General features: G+C 74.3%; 14 protein-coding genes. All 14 read right to left on the bottom strand.

From position 1 onward, the window contains the following. Positions 1 to 13: 13 nt before the first annotated feature. Positions 14 to 1,696, bottom strand: coding sequence for a metallophosphoesterase (locus tag BLU82_RS21195; protein ID WP_092623059.1), 1,683 nt, complete (start codon positions 1,694 to 1,696; stop codon positions 14 to 16). 17 nt (positions 1,697 to 1,713) lie between these two features. Further along, positions 1,714 to 3,336, bottom strand: coding sequence for a CdaR family transcriptional regulator (locus BLU82_RS21200; RefSeq protein ID WP_092623060.1), 1,623 nt, complete (start codon positions 3,334 to 3,336; stop codon positions 1,714 to 1,716). 217 nt (positions 3,337 to 3,553) lie between these two features. Continuing rightward, entirely contained in the window at positions 3,554 to 3,793 is a 240-nt protein-coding gene (locus tag BLU82_RS21205) for a hypothetical protein (RefSeq protein ID WP_157741167.1), read from the bottom strand. A gap of 38 nt (positions 3,794 to 3,831) precedes the next feature. Next, a complete protein-coding gene (locus BLU82_RS21210; protein ID WP_092623062.1) occupies positions 3,832 to 4,440 on the bottom strand; it encodes an ATP-binding protein in 609 nt (202 codons plus the stop codon). 54 nt (positions 4,441 to 4,494) lie between these two features. Beyond that, positions 4,495 to 5,604: an o-succinylbenzoate synthase gene (gene menC / locus BLU82_RS21215; protein ID WP_172885664.1), complete on the bottom strand. Its 1,110-nt coding sequence runs from the start codon at positions 5,602 to 5,604 to the stop codon at positions 4,495 to 4,497. Continuing rightward, positions 5,601 to 6,431, bottom strand: a complete 831-nt coding sequence (locus BLU82_RS21220; protein WP_197682371.1) for a GNAT family N-acetyltransferase — start codon at positions 6,429 to 6,431, stop codon at positions 5,601 to 5,603. Before BLU82_RS21220 ends, menC begins: the two co-directional genes overlap by 4 nt. Before the next feature lie 32 nt (positions 6,432 to 6,463). Further along, positions 6,464 to 7,597: a M20/M25/M40 family metallo-hydrolase gene (locus tag BLU82_RS21225; protein WP_092623064.1), complete on the bottom strand. Its 1,134-nt coding sequence runs from the start codon at positions 7,595 to 7,597 to the stop codon at positions 6,464 to 6,466. Beyond that, a complete protein-coding gene (locus tag BLU82_RS21230; RefSeq protein ID WP_197682372.1) occupies positions 7,594 to 8,424 on the bottom strand; it encodes a serine hydrolase in 831 nt (276 codons plus the stop codon). Before BLU82_RS21230 ends, BLU82_RS21225 begins: the two co-directional genes overlap by 4 nt. A 4-nt stretch (positions 8,425 to 8,428) precedes the next feature. After that, the gene (locus BLU82_RS21235; RefSeq protein WP_092623065.1) at positions 8,429 to 11,713 is read right to left on the bottom strand and encodes an LpqB family beta-propeller domain-containing protein; all 3,285 of its coding nucleotides are present in this window, start codon (positions 11,711 to 11,713) and stop codon (positions 8,429 to 8,431) included. Beyond that, the gene (locus tag BLU82_RS21240; RefSeq protein WP_092623066.1) at positions 11,710 to 12,681 is read right to left on the bottom strand and encodes an ABC transporter ATP-binding protein; all 972 of its coding nucleotides are present in this window, start codon (positions 12,679 to 12,681) and stop codon (positions 11,710 to 11,712) included. The genes BLU82_RS21235 and BLU82_RS21240 overlap by 4 nt, the downstream gene beginning before the upstream one ends. After that, positions 12,678 to 14,573 carry a dipeptide/oligopeptide/nickel ABC transporter permease/ATP-binding protein gene (locus tag BLU82_RS21245; RefSeq protein WP_092623067.1) on the bottom strand — a complete coding sequence of 632 codons (1,896 nt, stop codon included), beginning with the start codon at positions 14,571 to 14,573 and terminating at the stop codon, positions 12,678 to 12,680. The genes BLU82_RS21240 and BLU82_RS21245 overlap by 4 nt, the downstream gene beginning before the upstream one ends. Continuing rightward, complete coding sequence (locus tag BLU82_RS21250) at positions 14,573 to 15,580, bottom strand: ABC transporter permease (protein ID WP_197682373.1); 1,008 nt, start codon at positions 15,578 to 15,580, stop codon at positions 14,573 to 14,575. Before BLU82_RS21250 ends, BLU82_RS21245 begins: the two co-directional genes overlap by 1 nt. Continuing rightward, a complete protein-coding gene (locus BLU82_RS21255; protein WP_092623068.1) occupies positions 15,577 to 17,181 on the bottom strand; it encodes an ABC transporter substrate-binding protein in 1,605 nt (534 codons plus the stop codon). Before BLU82_RS21255 ends, BLU82_RS21250 begins: the two co-directional genes overlap by 4 nt. A gap of 114 nt (positions 17,182 to 17,295) precedes the next feature. Next, positions 17,296 to 18,867: an amidohydrolase family protein gene (locus tag BLU82_RS21260; RefSeq protein ID WP_092623069.1), complete on the bottom strand. Its 1,572-nt coding sequence runs from the start codon at positions 18,865 to 18,867 to the stop codon at positions 17,296 to 17,298. Positions 18,868 to 18,892: the final 25 nt, after the last annotated feature.

Consider the following 18,892-nt stretch of genomic DNA (forward strand, 5'->3'; position numbering starts at 1 on the left):
GCCGGGATCCAGCCTATCCGGCACCCCTCCGCGGCCCGTCGAGCAGTACCGGCGGCTCGGCCAGCGTGGCGTGCAGCGGCTCCGCGGGGACGATCCACGGCGTGCCCGGCGCGCCGCCCGGGTCGGCCCGCCAGGCGTGCGCCACCCGCTCGACCGTCACCGGGTAGAGCGTCAGCGACCCGTCGCGGCCGATGTGGAAGCGCAGGAAGCTCTTCTGGTCCTCGATGCCCAGGCCCGCGTACAGCTCGTTGACGTTGACGTCGAAGTACCGCGCGACCAGCAGGTACGCGCAGACGACCCAGGTGTCGAGCAGCCCGATCACCGGCCCGTAGACGGCGAACGTCAGCAGCGTCACCCAGGGGTTCGGCAGGTCGGACAGCGGCAGCGCCGACCACGCCGCCGCTCCCCCGAGCGCCAGCGCCACGTGCGGTACCGCATGGAGCAGCGCCGCGACGATGTGCTTGCGCGTCCGCACGCCCAGGACCAGCGTGAACACCGCCGTACCGGCCAGCACGGCGGCCACCCCGGTGACCGTCGCGGGCGTGATGAGATGCTCCGGCGACGTGACGAAGGCCAGCATGAGCAGCGTCTGCATGAGCCCGAGCAGCCCGACGAAGCCGGGGTTGCGCCGCGGCAGCCGGGCGAACACCTGCCACCCCAGCCGCCGCGACGCCTGCCGCGACGGGTACGCCGCGACCAGCTCGTAGCGTCGCGGGGTGCTGCGCCGCCGGGTGATGGTCTGCTCCGGCGGGACATCCACGGCCTCGGGCAGGTGGTCGGTGCCGACGAGGTAGGCGCCGCCTCCGCCGCAGGTCACCAGCTGGCGGCCGCGTCCGTCCGGCCCGTCGCCGGTGTAGCGCGCGTAGTGGTGCATGTCGCCGGAGAGCAGCAGCGGGACGCGGGCGCCGGTCGGCTCGATGATCGTGCGGATGAAGTAGTCGAGGCTGTCGTAGGCGTCGGGCCGCTCGTGCGTCTTCACCCACGACGGCTGGGCCGGCGCCAGGATGATGCGGCTCTCCGGCGTCAGGCGCTCGGCGACGCGGCGGAAGTAGTCCAGCTGCGGCTCGTCGATGTACGAGGACAGCTGGATGTCGACGGCGAACAGCCACCACCCGTGCGGCAGCTCCAGCGCGAAGTAGCTGCGTCCCTGCCGGGTGCGCCAGCCGCCGATGGTGTCGCCCTGCGCGAACAGCCGCAGGAACGCCGTCAGGCCGTCGTACCAGTCGTGGTTGCCGGGCAGCGCGTACAGCGACGGCGTCTCGGCGGCGAGGTCGGGCAGGGCGGCGCGGTACGGGCCCTTCCAGCGGTTGTCGTAGGCCGGGCTGGACGCCGTCGGGTACACCTGGTCGCCGCCGAGCACGAGCAGGGCGCCACGCGGCAGCAGCCGGCCGTCGTCGAGCATGAGCTCCGGCCGGGCCAGCAGCGACGCGACCGAGTAGGTGGCGTCGAAGCCGTCGCCGACGTCGGCGGTGTAGTCGAACCACAGCTCGTCGGCGGCGGAGTGGTCGTACGCGCGGTCGGGCAGTGCCGCCTGCAGTTCGCGTTTGTCGAGGTAGCCGCCGAACAGGTACGCGAGCAGGACGCGGACGGCGGTGCCGGCGAGCAGGCCGGGGTTCAGCCAGGGCACCGGGCGCTGCCGCACGAACCCGGTCTCCGCCGGGCTGAGGTCGCGCGGCCGGGGCGCGGGTGCGGGCATGGTTGGTCACCCTACGGTCAGGCCGTGGGGTGATCAACCATCGCGCGCAGCCGCAGTTCGAGCATGGCCGCGAACCTTGCGTCGGGGTCGGTGAGGTCCAGCCCGCCGATCTCGCCGACCCGCCGCAGCCGGTACCGGAACGTGTTGACGTGCACGTGCGTGGCCGCCGCGGCCGCCGTCACGTCGCCGAACGCGTCGAGCCAGGCGCGCAGCGTCGGAACCATCTGCGCGCGGTGCCGGCGGTCGTAGGCGGCCAGCCGGGCCACCGGGCCGGACGGGACACGCCGCTCGGCCGCCATCGCGCTGCCCAGCTCCAGCAGGAACGCGGAAATCTGCACGTCGGTGAGCCGGGCGACGCGGGCGCCGGCCGGCCGGGTCCGCAGCACGCGGACCGCGCGATCGGCGTCGGCGCGCGACTGCGGCAGCCCGGCCGGTCCGGCCGCGACCCCGCCGATGCCGACGACGACGCGGCTGCGGGCGCCGATGCGGCTGAGGAACTCCTCGGCGACGGCGACCGCGCGCAGGTCGGCGTCCGGCCCGTCGGCGGCCAGCGGGATGACGCCGTAGACCACACCGCCGACCAGCGCCACCGCCGACCGCGGGTGGACGGCGGCGAGGTGCAGCGCGAACGCGCCCGCGACCCGCTGCAGGTCGGCCTCGACGGAGGACGGCTCGGCCTCGCCGGGCACGGCCAGCGCCAGCACGCAGGCCGGACCGCCGGCCAGGCCCAGCCGGCTGGCGGCGTCACCGGCCGCGGGGCCGCCCTCGACCACCGTCGCGACGAGCTCCGCCCGCAGCCGCCGCTCGACGTCCGCGCCCGCGCGGTGCCGCAGCATGTGCAGCGCCACCAGCTTCGCCGCGTCGACGAAGGCCTGCTCGCGCTCGGCGCTCAGCGGCTCCTTCACGGCCGCCCACATGGAGCCCAGGATCTCGTCGCCCGCGCGCACCCGGATCGCCACCCGCGGCAGCCCGGTGCCCTCGATCTCCGGCAGGTACACCGGCTGGTCGGACGCGTACAGCGCACGGAAGGCGCCCTGCCGCTCCAGCTCGCGCAGGTAGCGTTCGGGCACCTGGCGGCCGAGCACGGTCTCCTTGCGTCCTTCGTCGGCGCGGTCCTGGTCGGCGGAGAACGCGATGACCCGTGAGTTCAGGTCCTCGATCGTCAGCGGCGCGTCCAGCAGCGCCGACACCGCGCCGGCCAGCGCGAACAGGTCGCCGGCCCCGGCGCCGGCCAGCGTCTGGTCGTCGACGCCGCCGAGGTCGTCCAGCGCCAGCAGGCTGCGCAGCAGGGCCGCGACCTGCGCCCACGAGGCGCCGCGGGTCAGGCCGAACAGCACCAGCCCCTCGTCCGCGACGGCCCACCGCACATCGTCGTCGGTGTCGACCGGGACCCGCACCACGAGCCCGACCGCCCCCTCGGCGGCGATCGACCGCACGACGTCCGCGATCTCGCCCGACGACGCCAGTCCCACCCCCAGCACCAGCGCGTCGGCCGGCATCGACGGCGGGTCCAGCGGGTCGTGGATGACCACCCCGCCCACCGACCGGCCCGGCTCGACCCGCCCGGCCACCACCTCGAGCAGCGTCGACCCGAGATCGTCGAGGACACGGCCGAGCGTGGCCCTCGGTCGCAGGGTCATGCGCAACACCTCTGAAGCCAAACACGCGGGGGACCGGCAGGAGTTCGTCGAACTCTACAATCCGCGCCACCCACTTGGTGCGCGATGACGAACGGCGGTCCATCGTGCGGCCTGCTTTGCAATGAGCACCTATACGCATCGATGCGTATAGGTGCTCATTGCAAAGGGAGCGAGCAAGTGTTCAAGCGGCCGCCTAGCAATCGACCCCCGGGGGGCATCAGTGCTCGCCCGCGTCGGAGGGCCAGCGCCACAGGGCTGCGATGGGTACGGCATGGACGCGATCCGCAAGCGCGAACGCTGTCGGCCCCGTGTGCATCACTATGCCGCGACGGAACCTGCTGCCCAGTTGATCTCGCATCCAGAGAAGGTGCTTGGCGTCCTTGACAGAGATGGCTGCGGCCGCCTTGACCTCGACGCCGACGAGATCGCCGGTCCGTGACTCGAGCACGAGATCCACTTCTCGATCGCCACCGCGCTCGCGAAGGTGCCCCATGGTCAGCGATGGAGAGCCAGAGCGAGCAGAGGGCGAAGCTGCGCCACGACGAACGACTCGATCAGCCTGCCGAGGAGATCCCCGGATCTCAGTACGGCGGTGGCGTCGACTCCGATGACGGCGGCCGCCAAGCCAGTATCGGTCAGGTGGTACTTCGGTGCCTTCACAAGGCGGGTGAAGCGATTCGAATGCCAGGCCGGCAGACGCTCGACGATACGGAGGCCTTCGAGCAGATCGAGATACGTTCGCGCAGTTCGGACGTCGATGCCTGCCGCTGTCGCGAAGCTGGTCTCGGTCGGCGACCCTGCGATGTTGTGTGCGACGGCCGTGAGGAGTGCGCTGAGTCGCTCCGGTGCTCTGATCCCACCGAACTCGGTGGCATCTCGATATATCAGCTCGTCGCGGTACCCGTCGAGCCAGGCCGCACGGGCGACCTCGGACAGGCCGACAACCGCCGGGAACCCACCTCTCAACGCCAGATCCACGTAGTCGACGACGCTCGGAGCGTTTTGGATGGTGAAGGTCGGCACTTCCCGCACGGTGAACAGCCGGTGGAGAAATGCCTGTGCTCCTGGCGCACGTTCGATCTCGGCGACCGTGAGGCCGTGCATGCCGATGGGGATGCATCGGCGCGAGATGCCATCCGGTTCTGCCGGACCGCGCGGTCAGCCGGCCGGAAGCCAGGCGGTCGAGGTCGTGAGCGAGGCCAGGACGTCGGGCAGCGGCTCGACGCCGAGGCCGGGGCCGGACGGGACGGCCACGTGGCCGTCGGACAGCACGAACGGGGCCGTCACGTCCTGGGCGAAGTAGCGGTCCGACGCCGACGTGTCGCCGGGGAGGGTGAAGCCGGGCAGCGCCGCCAGCGCGACGTTGGCCGCGCGGCCGAGGCCGGTCTCCAGCATGCCGCCGCACCAGACCGCCGCGCCGTGCGCCACCGCGAGGTCGTGGATGCGCCGCGCCTCCAGGTAGCCGCCGACCCGGCCGGGCTTGACGTTGATGATCGAGCAGGCGCCCAGCAGCAGCGCGTCGGCGGCGTCCTTGGCCGACTCGATCGACTCGTCGAGGCAGATCGGGGTGCTGAGCAGCCGCGCCAGGACGGCGTGCTGGCGCAGGTCGTCCTCGGCCAGCGGCTGCTCGATCAGCAGCAGCCCGAACTCGTCGAGGGCGGCCAGCGTCCGGGCGTCGGCCAGCGTGTAGGCGGCGTTCGCGTCGACCTGCAGCATCACGTCATCGCCGAACCGCGCACGCACGGCACGCACCGGCGCGACGTCCCAGCCGGGCTCGATCTTCAGCTTGATCCGCAGGTAGCCCTGGTCGAGGTACCCGGCGACGGCGTCGAGCAGGGCGGGGATCGAGTCCATGATCCCGACGGAGACGCCGGCCGGCACGCGGTCGCGCACGGCGCCGAGATAGGACCCGAACGACTCACCGCGAGCGCGCAGCCACGCGTCCAGCACCGCGGTCTCCAGCGCCGCCTTCGCCATCCGGTGCCCGCGGACGGGCTCGAGCAGCCGCGCGACGTCCAGCGGCCCGAGGTCGCCGGCGGCGAACAGCCGCGGCGCGAGGAACCGCTCGATCACCTGCGCCGCCCCATCGGCGTACTCCGGCGAGTAGAGCGGCTCGCTCATCGCGACGCACTCGCCCCAGCCGTCGCCGTCGGGGGTGACGGCGCGCACCAGCAGCACGTCCCGCTCGGTCTCGACGCCGAACGACGTCCGGAACGGCGCCACCAGCGGCATCGCGATCCGGCGCAGCTCGAACCCGGTGATCTTCACGTGTCCGTCCTCTCCACCACGTACATCCCGGACCGGGTGAACCCGGTCACCCGCGCCCCGTCGCCGAGCAGTTCGCCGAGCACGTCGCGCATCGCGCCGCGCCACTGCCGGGCCGCGACGGGGTCGGCGGCGCGCAGCGCCTCGATGTCGGGCGGCGTCGCGACCGTCACCCGCGCCGCCCGCGCCCACGACGACCGGGGTGCGGCCTGCGGTCGACCGGACGGCGATTCGGCCAGCGCCGCGACGGCGTCGGAGGGCACCACCGCGCCGGTTCCGCCGCCGGCCGCGCAGGCCGCCACCACCTCCGGCGCGTCCAGCCGCCAGCGCATCAGCAGCCGGTCGCTGCCCTGCCCGCCGTTGATCGCGTCGTCCATGTCGCCGTAGAAGTCGACGAGGTAGTCGCCCGGCCGGGCCTGCAGCTTGGCCAGGTTGAAGTAGGCGTTGCGGCGCACCAGCGGGTCGAACGTCCAGGTGATCTCGCTGAGCCCGCGCTCCAGCGCCCACTCCCGCTGGTGCGCCTTGAGCGCGAACCCGACGTGCCGGCCGCGCGCGGCGGACGAGACGCCCGCGACGTGCGAGTGCATCGACCGGCCCGGTGGCGCGGCGAAGAACCCGACGCAGGCGCCGATCAGCTCGTCGCCGTCGTAGGCGCCGGCGACGTAGTTGCCGGCGTGGGTGAGCGCGCGCAGGTGCTCGACGGTGACGGGCGGATTGGACCGGTCCGGCTGCCAGATCCGGTCGAACAGCGCGTAGACCTCCTCGAGGTCGCCGAGCGCGTCCAGTTCGCGGATGGTCGGACGGGCGACGGTGGCGGGCTGAGCTGCCATGTCGTCGATGATCCTCCGCTCCGGCACGCCGGTCATGGTCGTCCGGCCCGATCCGCGGCGGCCGCGTTCGTCCAGCTCGACGAGCGCACCTCGTCGACCAGCCCGGCCAGCAGCGCGGCCCGCCGCGGCAGCTCGTCGACGAGGACGTACTCGCCCGGCGCGTGCGCCCCGGCCCCGACCGCGCCCAGTCCGTCCAGCGTCGGCGTGCCGTCGCCGGCGACGATGTTGCCGTCGGACGCGCCGCCCACGTGTGCCGACGCCAGCGGCCCCAGCCCGAGCCGGTCCGCCACCGAGCGGGCCAGCGCGAACAGCGACGCCGACGACGACGGCTCGAACGGCGGGTGCCGCGGCCCGGGCACCACCTCGACCCGCGCGCCGTCCAGCACCGGACGCAACGCGGCCAGCCCGTCGTCGACCCGGCGCGCCTCGGCCGCCGTCGGCACCCGGGCGTCGACGTGCACCGTGGCCGCCGCCGGGACGGTGTTCGCCGTGGTGCCGGCCGTGGTCAAGGTGGGGGTGACGGTGGCGCCGGCGGGCCCGCGGTCCAGCGCGGCGATGGCGTGGATCTGGTGCGCCAGCTCGACCGCCGCGTTCACCCCGTTCCACGGCTCCAGCCCGGCGTGCGCCGCCCGCCCGGTGACCTTCACCTCGTACCAGGCGACGCCCTTGCGCGCGGTCTTCAGCGCGCCGCCGTCGGCCGAGGCCTCGAGGACGAACGCGGCCGACGCCCGGGCCGCCTCCTCGTGCAGCAGCGGCCGTGACGTCAGCGCGCCCAGCTCTTCGTCGCCGGTGACCAGCACGGTGATGCCGTCCAGCGACGACAGCCCGGCGAGGGCATGGAACAGCTGCACCAGCCCGGCCTTCATGTCGAAGCAGCCGGGGCCGTACGCCCGGCCGTCGACGACCCGCCACGGGTGCTCGATCAGCGAGCCGACCGGCCAGACGGTGTCGTGGTGGCCGAGCAGCAGCACGCCGGGCGGCCCGAACCGCCAGCGCAGATGGGTGCGCCCGTCGACGACCAGCCGCTCCGGCTCGGCGCCGGTGAGGCGCGCCCCCAGCGCGGCGACGACCTCGGCCGACGCCGCGACGGCGGCCAGGGACGACGACGGCGACTCGCACTCGACCAGCGTGCGCAGGTCCTCGGTCATCGCGGCGACGCTGCTCATGCGGCCGCCCGGAGGTGGTCGACGGCGATCCGCGCGGCCGTGCCGATGACGGCGTCGGCGGCCGGGTTGCGGAACTCGGGCCCGGGCAGCCGCAGGAACACCGCGACCGCGTACGTGCCGCCGTCGGGGTACTCGACGACGCCCACCTCGTTGCGCACGTGCGACAACGTGCCGGTCTTGCCGCTCACCCGTACATCATCGTCCGGAAAACCCGAGGTGAGCCGGTGTGGCCACACCTGAAGTGCCAGGATCCGGCGGATCTCGTCGCAGGCGGCCTCCGGCAGCCCGTCGGCGGTCCAGACGCGCCGCAGCAGCGTCGTGGTCTCGCGCGGCGTGCTGCGGTTGGTCGTCCTGGCGTCCAGGACGGCGTCGAGTCCGTCGGACTCGATGATCCGGAACAGCCCGGCGCAGTCCTCCTCCAGCACCGTCCCGGTCAGCCCGAGCGCGGCCATGCCGGCGTTGATCTTCTCGCGCCCGAGCAGCGCCATCAGCGCGTCCGTCGCGTGGTTGTCGCTGACGCTCATCATCAGGTACGCGACGTCGCGCAGCGACAGGTCCGCGTCGTCCAGCATCACCGACAGCCCGGTCGGGCCGAGCGTGCGCCCGCCGGCCGGCACCCGCAGCCGGTCGGCGGGCGCCCGCTCACCCGTCGCGAACTGGCGGCACAGCTCCACCAGCACCGGGATCTTGAACACGCTCGCGGTGACGACCGGCGCGTCCGGCTCGACGCCCACCTCGGCGCCGGAGCCGACGTCGGCCGCGTGTAGGAACCCGGTCACGCCGGCCGCCGCGAACGCGTCGCTCAGCTCCCCCTCGACCTCCCCCACGACGTCAGGAGACCTTCGGCGTCGCGCGGACCCCGAGGTGCATGTAGGGCGTCCCGTCGGCGAGCTGGTAGAACGTCACCGGCATCCAGGTCTCGTTGCCGGGCAGCCGGGTCACGTACAGGCCGTCGCGCACGGGCACGAGGTCCAGCTCCTTGGGCTCGTCGTCCAGGCCGGCCAGCTCGCTGGTCGACGTCAGCCGCAGCTTCGGCCCGGTCTCGGCCTCCCAGACGTCCAGCCGCATGCTGGTGCGCTCGTAGGTGCCCACGTGCGGCGTGACGTCGACGTCGACCGGCTCGGCCGGCGGCTCCAGCGGGGTGGTCATCTCGACGCCGGCGACGTCGCGGCAGATCTCCCGGATCAGCGTCTCGTACAGGTCGCGGGTGTGCCCGCCGTTGGTGAGCAGCGTGACGGCGACCTCCTGGTCGGGCAGCACCCGCAGGAACGCGGACTGCCCGATGGTGTTGCCGTCGTGGCCGAACAGCCGGGTGCCGTTCCAGTCCAGCCGGAACCAGCCGAGCCCCCACGAGTCGGCCAGCGTGTACGGGTCGGGCAGCCGGACCTGCTCCTCGCGCATGGCGGCGGCGGTGCCCTCGGCGAGCACGCGGGTGCCGTCGGCGGCCACCCCGCCGGCCAGGTGCATGCGGGCGAACGCGAGCACGTCGGCGACGGTGGCGGCGATCAGCCCGGCCGGACCGGCCGAGCGCGGCAGCACCCAGACCGGCGCGCGGCGGTACGGCTCGTCCTCCTCGTGCACGTGGCCGACGGCGGTCCGGTAGAGCAGCGCGTCGTCGGGCAGCGTCACCGTATGGGTCAGCCCGAGCGGCGTGTACAGCAGCTCGCGCATCGCGGCGTCCCAGGTCTGCCCGGTGAGCTTCTCGATCACCCGGCCGGCGGTGGTGAACCCGGAGTTGCAGTACGACCACGTGGCGCCGAGCGGGTGGTTGAGCGGCAGCCCGGCCAGCGCCGCGACGTACTTCTCGAGGCAGTCGTCGCCGCGGCCGGTGTCGAGGAAGAAGTCGCCGTCGATGCCGCTGGTATGCGTCAGCAGGTGCCGCATGGTGACGCGGGCGGTGGCGTCGTCGTCGGCCAGCTTCAGCTCCGGCAGGTACGTGACGACCGGCTCGTCGAGGTCCAGCTTCCCGGCGTCGGCCAGCGCCATGACGACCGTCGCCGTCCACACCTTGGTGATCGAGCCGATCTGGAACAGCGTGTCGGTGGTGACCTCGACGCCGGTGTCGACGTTGGTGACGCCGAAGGCCAGCTCCAGGGTCTCGTCGCCGCGGGCGATGCCCAGCGTGGCGCCGGGGACGCGGTACTTCTCGGCCAGTTCGTTCAGGCGCTGCTGCCAGTGCGCGGCGTCCAGGGAGGGTGTGGTGGTGGTCATCGGGCTCTCCTTCTTCGAGGTGTGCTGCGTGACCCAGTCGACGATGCGGCGGGCGTAGTCGAGCCGGTGCGACGGGCGCCCGGCCAGGATGAACAGGTGCGACGCGCCCGGGTAGAGCACCAGCTGGGCGGCGACGCCGCGGGCGCGAAGCGCGGCGAACCACTGCTCGGCCTGCTCCGGCGGGCAGCGGTCGTCGTTCAGGCCGTGCAGCAGCAGCGTCGGCGTCGTCACGTTCGCGACGTTCGTGTACGGCGACTGCGCGGCGGCGCCCTCGGGGTCGGCGAACGGGACGGCGGTCTCGAACGCGGCCAGGTAGTGCCCGGCGTCGGAGCTGCCGGCGAAGCTGGTGATGTCGGTCAGCGAGCCGCCCGGGATCGCGGCGGCGAACCGGTCGGTGCGCCCGGTCAGCCAGCAGGTCATGTAGCCGCCGTAGCTGTACCCGGTGACGGCCAGCCGGTCCGGGTCGGCGACGCCCTCGGCGACCAGCTGGTCCAGCGGCTCCAGGAAGTCGCGCTCGTCGGCCCGGCCCCACTGCCCCGCGGCGGCGGAGAAGAACGCCTCGCCGTACCCGTCGCTGGCCCGCGGGTTGAGCAGCAACACCGACCACCCCTGCTGTACCAGCAGCTGGTGGTAGGAGTGGCCGACGTCGGGCACCGGGCTCCACGCGTTGTGCGGGCCGCCGTGGATGTCCAGCAACAGCGGCGTGGCGCCGGTCCCGGCCGGGCGGTGCAGCCAGCCGTGCACCTCGGTGCCGTCGGAGATGGTGAACACCCGCTCCTCGGCGACCGGCAGGTCCAGGTCCGCGGGCGAGTGCGCGGTCAGCGTCGTCTCGGCGCCGGTGCCGACGTCGACGAGCACCACCTCGCCGTACGAGCCGTGCCCGGCGACGACGACGGCGGCGCGGTCACCGGCGACGGACAGCCCGGACACCACCCGGCCGGCGCCGCCGAGCAGCGGCCGCACCGGGCCGTCGTCCACGGCGTACACATGGGTGCAGCCGCGGTCGCGGGCACAGAACACGACGGTGTCACCGGCGCCCGCGAGCTGCGGCAGCCCGCCGGGGTACCCGGGCCCGCCGGCCATGACGTTGCGGTCCAGGTCCGCGGTGAGGTCGACGGCCGGGCCGCCGTCCAGCGGCACCCGGAACAGCCGCTGGTGCGCGACCGCCGGCTCGCGCTGACCGACGACCAGCAGCGCGCCGCCGTCCCGGGTCCACGTCACCGGGCCGGCGGCGCGCAGCTCGCCGGCGGGCTCGCCCAGCGGCCCGCCGTCCGCCGCCAGCACGTAGACCGACGACTCCATGGTGAGGTCGGCGTCCGCCGCGGTCGTCGCCGGGAACGCCAGCCGGGTGCCGTCCGGCGACCACGCGGGCGAGCCGCAGCTCCAGTCGCCGTCGGTCAGCTGGGTGACCTCGCCGGTCGCGACGTCCACCACGTGCGCGTGCTGGCGCAGGCCGCGCAGCAGCCCCGCGCCGTCGGCCTTGTAGCGCAGCCGGTCGATCACGATCGGGTCGGTGTCCTGCTGGCCCGTGGTGTCGACGGCGGCGGCGAACGCGATGCGCGCGCCGTCCGGGCTCCACACCGGCGCGCCGGCGCCCTTCGGCAGGTCGGTCAGCGCCACCGGCTCGCCGCCGCCGGACATCGGCAACAGCCACAGCTGCGGCGGGCCGTCGGCGGCGCGCAGGAAGGCCAGCCTGCTGCCGTCCGGCGACCACGCGGGCGACGCGTCGGCCCGCCCGTGGGTGAGCCGGCGCGGCTCGGCGCCGGCCTCGGCCAGCCACAGCGACGAGACGTTCTCGTCCGCCTCGCCGTCGCTGCCCTTCAGCACGTACGCCACCCGGGCGCCGTCCGGCGACAGCGCGGGCTCGGCGGGAACGGTCAGAGCGAGCACATCGTCAGGGGTCATCGGGCCGGCACCTCCAGGATCTCCGCGGCGAAATGGCAGGCGGCCCGGTGCGGCCGGTCCGCCGCGCCGGGCTGCGGGTCGGTCTCGGCGCAGATCGTGCGCTCCGGCCGGGTCAGCGGGCCGATCGGGCAGCGACGGTGGAACCGGCAGCCCGGCGGCGGGTCGTGCGGCGACGGCGCCTCGGTGTCCAGGCGGTCGTCGTCGGCGGGGACGGGGTCGTCCAGCGCGACGCCGAACGCCGGCGCGGCGTCCAGCAGCGTGCGGGTGTAGGGGTGCTTCGGCGCCGACAGCACGGCGTCGGCCGGGCCGGCCTCGACGATGCGGCCCAGGTACATGACCGCGATGACATCGCTGACGTAGCGCACCACCGACAGGTTGTGCGAGATGAACAGGATGGTCAGGCCGAGCTCGCGCTGCAGGTCGCGGACCAGGTTGAGCACCGACCCCTGCACCGAGACGTCCAGCGCGGAGGTGATCTCGTCGGCCAGCACCACCTCGGGCTCGGCGGCCAGCGCACGGGCCAGCGCGACCCGCTGCCGCTGCCCGCCGGACATCCCCGACGGCAGCGACCGCGCCCGCGCCGGGTCCAGGCCGACCAGCTCCAGCAGCCGGGCCACCTCGGCGGAGCGGGCGGCCCGGCGGCGCCGGCCGGGCAGCGCCTCGGCGATCGTCTCGCCGATGGTCATCCGCGGGTCCAGCGACGCGTGCGGGTCCTGGAACACCATCTGCAGCTTGCGCCGGTCGCGGCGGGTGCGCAGCGGCGTGCCGTCCAGCCGGACCTCGCCGCCGCTCGTCGGGACCAGCCCCACGGCGGCCTTGGCCAGCGTCGACTTGCCCGATCCGGACTCGCCCACCAGCCCGACCACCTGGCCCTGCGGCACGACGAGGTCGACTCCGTCGACGGCGGTGAGCGCGGAGCGGCCGGTCCCGAACCGGACCGTCGTGCCCTCGAACGACAGCTCCCTCATGCCTGGCCTCCCGTGACGGCGTCCAGCGTCAGGTCCAGCGGCCGCCTACGCGGGTGCCAGCAGGCGGCCCGCTGGTCCGGCGCGACGGCGGCGAGGCCGGGCCGCACCCGGCAGGCGTCGTCGGCGAACGCGCAGCGCGGCGCGAACGCGCAACCCTCGGGCCGGTCGGACGGGTCCGGCGGACGGCCCGGGATGGTGGCCAGCGGCCGGTCGCGGTCGGTCGCGAGGTCCGGGACGGACGCCAGCAGCGCGCGGGTGTACGGGTGCGCGGCCGCGCCGAGCCGGTCGACCGGCAACTCCTCGACCACGCGGCCGGCGTACATGACGACGACCCGCTCGCACAGCTGCGCGACGACGGCGATGTCGTGCGAGATGAGCACGACGGCCGCGCCGGTCTCGGCCTGCACGTCCTTGAGCAGCCGCAGCACCTGCCGCTGCACCGTGACGTCGAGCGCGGTGGTCGGCTCGTCGGCGATGATCAGCTCCGGCGTGCTCATCAGGCCCATCGCGATCATCGCCCGCTGCCGCATGCCGCCGGAGAACTCGTGCGGGTACTGGTGCGCCCGCCGCTCCGGCGCGGGGACGCGCACGGTGCGCAGCCGGTCGACGGCACGGGCCAGGGCGGCCCGCTTGCCCTGCCGTTCGTGCACCAGCGTCACCTCGGCCAGCTGCCGCCCGACCCGCATCGACGGGTTGAACGAGGTCATCGGGTCCTGGAAGACCATCGCGACCTTCGTGCCGAGCAGGTCGCGGACCTCGGCGTCGGTGCGGCCGAGCGGGGCGACGCCGGCCACCTCGAGCCGTCCCGCCGTGACGTGCGCGGCGTCCGGGGCGAGCTGGGCGACGGCGAGCGCGGTGAGGCTCTTGCCGGAGCCGGACTCCCCCACGATGCCGACGGTCTCGCCGCGGCGGACGGTGAGGGCGACGCCGTCGACGGGGTGGGTCCAGCCGCCGCCGGGCGCGGGGAAGCCCACGCGCAGGTCGTCGGCGGTGAGGACGGCGTCCGCCTCGGCCTCGGCGGCCACGGCCGGCGCCGGCTCGGCCACGGGCTCGCGCCGGCGGCGCACCGCCCGCACCCCGACCACCTGCGCGATCGACTCGCCGAGCAACGTGAACGCCAGCCCGGCGACCACGACGGCGACGCCGGGAGCCAGCGCCGCGGCCGGGTTGATGTAGATGCGGTCCAGCCCCTCGCCGAGCAGCCGGCCCCAGTCGTAGGCCGGCGGCTGCACGCCCAGGCCCAGGAAGGACAGCCCGGCGAAGGCCAGCAGCGCGCCGCCGGCCAGCACCGTCGCGTTCACCACCAGCGGCTCGCCGACGTTCGGCAGCAGGTGCCGGGCGATCAGCCGGAACCGGCCCACCCCGGCCACCCGCGCGGCCGCCACGTAGTCCCGTCCGGACACCGCGGCCACGTTCGTCTGCACCAGCCGGGCGAACGACGGCGCGCCGGCCAGCCCGATCGCCAGCACGGCGCCGCGCGCGCCGACCCCGAAGATCACCGCGAAGAACAGCGCCAGCAGCAGCCCGGGGAACGCGACGGCCAGGTTCACCGCCGCCGTCACCAACCGGCCGGTGCGCCGTCCCAGCACGGCCGGCAGCACGCCCAGGACCACCCCGACGACGACGCAGATCGCGGTGGCCAGCAGCGCGAGGCCGAGCGAGTACCGCGTCGCGACCAGGACCCGCAGCAGGATGTCGCGGCCCAGGGCGTCGGTGCCCAGCGGGTGCTCGGACGTCGAGCCCTGCGACAGCGCCGCCGGGTCGGTCTCCTCGGCCGCGTCGCCCCAGATCATCGGCGCGACGACGGCCAGCACGGCCAGCGCCGCGAGCAGGCCCGCGGCGACGGCACCGACCGGGTTGCGCAGCGCCGCCTTCCACTGTTCGCGTCCCATCAGCCCTCCCTGATGGTCGAGCGCGGGTCGGCGACCGCCAGCAGCACGTCGACGACGAGGTTCACCAGCAGTACCGCGGCGCCGTAGACCAGGACGATGCCCTGCACGACCGGGTAGTCCTTGGCCAGGATCGAGGAGACGATCGTCATGCCCATGCCCGGCCAGGCGAACACGTTCTCGACCAGCACGGTGCCGACGATCATGCCGCTGAGCAGCAGGCCGCCGATGGTGAGCGTCGAGGTGAGCGCGTTCGGGAAGACGTGGCGCAGGTACACCCGCAGCGGCGGCAGCCGTTTGGCCCGGGCGGTGCGGACGAAGTCCTCGTCCAGCACCGCCAGCGCCTCGACCCGGACCATGCGCGCCAGCAGCAGCGCCGGCCCGAGCGACAGCGCCAGCACCGGCAGCACGTACGACGACGCACCGCCGCGTCCCGCCACCGGGAACCAGCCCAGCGACACGCCGAACACGAACACCAGCCCGACGGCGAGCAGGAACTCCGGGATCGCCGCGACCATCGCGCTGGTGGAGGTGAAGCCGAGCTCGGTGCCGCGGCGCCGGCCGCCCCGGGTCAGCACGGCCATGCCCAGCCCGAGCGGGACCGCGATCAGCATCACCACGACGAACGCGGCGATCGCCAGGCTCGCGGTGGCCGGCAGCCGCTGGCCGATCGTCTCCGACACCGGAACCCCGGACGACATCGAGATGCCGAGGTCACCGGAGAACAGCGCTTGCAGGTAGTTCACGAACTGCGTGCCGAGCGGGTCGTTCAGCCCGAGCGCCTCGCGCCGCGCGTCCACCAGCTCCGGCGGCGCCGTCACGCCGAGCGCCGCCCGGACCGGGTCGCCGGGGATCAGGTGGATCATCCCGAACGCCAGCGTGACCAGCACCGCGAGCGACACCAGCAGCCGCCCCAGCCGGCGGACCAGGAAGGCGGCCCACGGGTTGCCGGCCCACGCGGACACCCGGGTCCGCGTGGGCGCGGGCGACGCGGCGACGGGAGCCGTCACGAGGCCGACAGCCGGAGCGTCGCCGGGATCACGCCGTCACCGCCGCGCTCGGCCGTGACGCCGTCGAGGAACAGCGGGATGGTCTCGTCGGCGAAGATCAGCACGTCGTTCTCGGCGTACAGCGCCTCCTCGGCCTCCTGCCACTTGTCGCAGCCCTCCTGGCCGGGCAGCGTCATCGCCTCGGCGACGGCGGCCGCGTAGGCGGGGTTGTCGATCGACGCGAGGTTCACGCCGCCCTCGGCCGGCGGCGGGCCGGAGAGGAACGGCACCATCTGGCTCGGCAGTCGCAGGTTGACCGGCAGCAGCGCGGCGCCCCACGACCCGGTGCCGAAGACCACCTCGTTGTACTCCGTCGGCGGCAGGCCGCGGGTGGTGACGGCGACGCCGAGCTCCGTCCACGTCGACGCGATCAGCTCGGCCGCGGCGGCCGTGGTGTCGCCGCGGGTGCTGTTGTAGATCAGCTCCAGCTCCAGCCGGGCGCCGTCCTTGGCGCGCACGCCGTCCGACCCGGCCGTCCACCCGGCATCGTCGAGGGCCGCGGCGGCGGCCTCGGCGTCGTGCTCCGGCAGATTGCCGTCGACGGCGTCGTAGCTGCAGACCACCGGGTCGATGATGGCCAGGGCCTCCGAGCGCTGTCCGTAGCCGCCGGTGATGACCGACATCAGCTCGTCGAAGTCCAGCGCCTGGGCGAGCGCCGCCCGGACGGCGTCGTCGGCGCCGGGGTTGCCCGCGGCCTGGTTGAGGAACAGCTCTCCGACGACCGCCCGCATCGTCAGTTCCTCGTAGCTCTGCTCCAGCCGCTGCCGGTCCGGCCCGACGACGGACACGGCGTTCAGCTCGCCGGAGAGCAGCAGGTTCGCCGCCGTCGACTCGTTCGCGACGATCCGCAGGTTCACCGTCGCCGGCGTGCCCGGCTCGTCCGCCGTGGCGCCGTCCGGCCCCCACGCGTAGTCGTCGCGGCGCTGGAACGTGTAGTGGTCGTCGCGGACCACCTCGGTCAGCTCGAACATGCCGGTGCCGATGCCGGCCTCCTCCAGCAGCGACGGGTCGTCCAGGCCGGCCTTGCACGCGATGAAGAGATCGCCGGTGCTCTGCAGCAGGAACGGGTCCGGCGCGGGCACCGTGATCGTGACGGTGCGGGCGGCGTCGTCGGCTGTCGTGGTCATCTCGGCCGGAACGAGCACGCCGCGCACCGGGGAGACGTTGGCGTCGTCGACCACGAACTCGAAGTTCGCCGCCACGTCCGACGCCGTCAGCGGCGTGCCGTCGGAGCAGGTGATGCCGTCGCGCAGGGTGTACGTGACGGTCGTCGGGGTGACCTCCCACGACTCCGCCAGCCAGGGCAGCTCCTCACCGTCGACGGTGAAGTAGACCAGCCGGTCGTACACGTAGTTGGCGATGGCGCGGGTCGCCGCGAGCACCGTCAGATGCGGGTGCAGGTTGCCCGGGTCCGCGCTGACCGCCGTGTTGAACGTCCCGTCCACGACGGGTTCGGCGGCGCCGCCCGCCTCACTGGGACCGTCCCCGCCGCCGTCCCCGCCGCAGGCCGCGAGGATCAGGGTGAGGGCCGCGACGACGGTGACCTTCCGGCGTGTGCGCATGACGACTCCTTCTGGGGCCCAGGTGGTCCGCACAGCGTGGCCCCGTGACCCGGGTCACGTCTTTGTCCGATCCGACGACCCCGGGACGCGGAAGTCGTCGTCCCGCACCGAAGCTCAGGCGCGCAGCACCCGTCCGGCCCGCTCGCCGGTGAAGCCGCCGCCGTCGACGACCACCCGGCCGCCCAGCACGACGGTCTCGACGCCGTCCGGCGTCACGTCCGGGTCGGTGTAGCTGCCGGCGTGGCCGACGCGCTCCGGGTCGTAGACGGTGACGTCGGCGTGCGCGCCCGGCAGCAGGACGCCGCGGCCGGCCAGCCCGAACTGGCGGGCGATCAGCGACGTCGCCTTGCGGATGGCCTCTTCCCAGGTCAGCACGTTCTGCTCGCGGACGTACGTGCCCAGCAGCCGCGGGAAGCAGCCGTAGGTGCGCGGGTGCTGGAGGCCCATGGGCGGGCCGTTGTCCGAGCCGATGCCGACCAGCGGGCTGGCCATGATCGTCCGCACGTCCGGCTCGGCCATCATCTCGACGACGATCATCGCGGCGGGGTCCTCGCCGACGAGGTCGCAGAGGGTGTCGAAGCCGTCGGTGCCGCGCCGGGCCGCGAGGTCGGCCACGGTGCGGCCGACAACGGTGGCGTCGCGATGACCGGTGACGATGACCTGCGCCGCCGTCGTGTTCGCCCACATGCCGTCGCCGGGCTCGCCGCGCTCGGCGTCGGCCCGCAGCCCGACCCGGTACGCGGGGTCGGCCAGCCGCGCAGTCATGGCCGCCGCTCCGCCCTCGGCCGCGCGGTTGGGCAGCAGCGCGAGCAGCACTGTCCCACCGGCGAGGTACGGGTACTGGTCGCCCATCGCGTCGACGCCGGCCAGCCGGGCCGCCTGGATGCGTTCCAGCAGGGCGGTGCCCTTGCCGTGCGCGGCCCGCCCGGCCGCCTTGCAGTGCGAGATCTGCAGCCGCACGCCGCCGGCCTTCGCGACCGCGACCGCCTCGTCGATGGCATCCTCGACGAAGCGGCCCTCGTCGCGCATGTGGGTGGCGTACGTGCGGCCGTAGGCGCCGGCGACCTGGGCGATCGCCTCCAGCTCGGCCTGGTCGGCGAAGCAGCCGGGCGGGTAGATCAGCCCGGTGGAGAAGCCGACGGCGCCGGCCTCGAACGCCTCGGCGGCCAGCCGCCGCATCTGCTCGACGGCACCCGGGCGCAACTCGTCGCCGGCGCCGTTGGCGGTGAGCCGCAGCGTGTGGTGGCCGACGAGGTAGGCCAGGTGGTTGGTGGGGCCGTGCCGCTCGACGAGGTCGAGGAAGTCGGCGAACGAGCCGGGCGGCGGCGCGATGTCGCAGCCGAGCTCGCCGTACAGCTCCCGCACGACGGCCGCCGACGCCTCGTCCAGCGGGGCGAAGCTGAACCCGCAGTTGCCAGCCACCTCGGTCGTCACGCCCTGCAGCAGCTTGAACGGCTGCGGGTCGTCCATCAGCGGCACCATGTCGCTGTGCGAGTGGGCGTCGACGAAGCCCGGTGTGACGTGGAGGCCCGTGCAGTCGAGGACGCGGGCGCCGGTCTCGGCGGCGCCCGCACCGGGCGCGACCGCGCGCACGACGCCGTCGGCCACCACCACGTCGGCCTGGAGGCCGGGCGAGCCCAGGCCGTCGAACACGGTGCCGCCACGCAGGACGAGTGTCTCGCTCATGCCCGGATTCAACCGCAGAGCGGCG

This window comes from Jiangella sp. DSM 45060, from assembly GCF_900105175.1.
Classification (GTDB): Bacteria; Actinomycetota; Actinomycetes; order Jiangellales; family Jiangellaceae; genus Jiangella.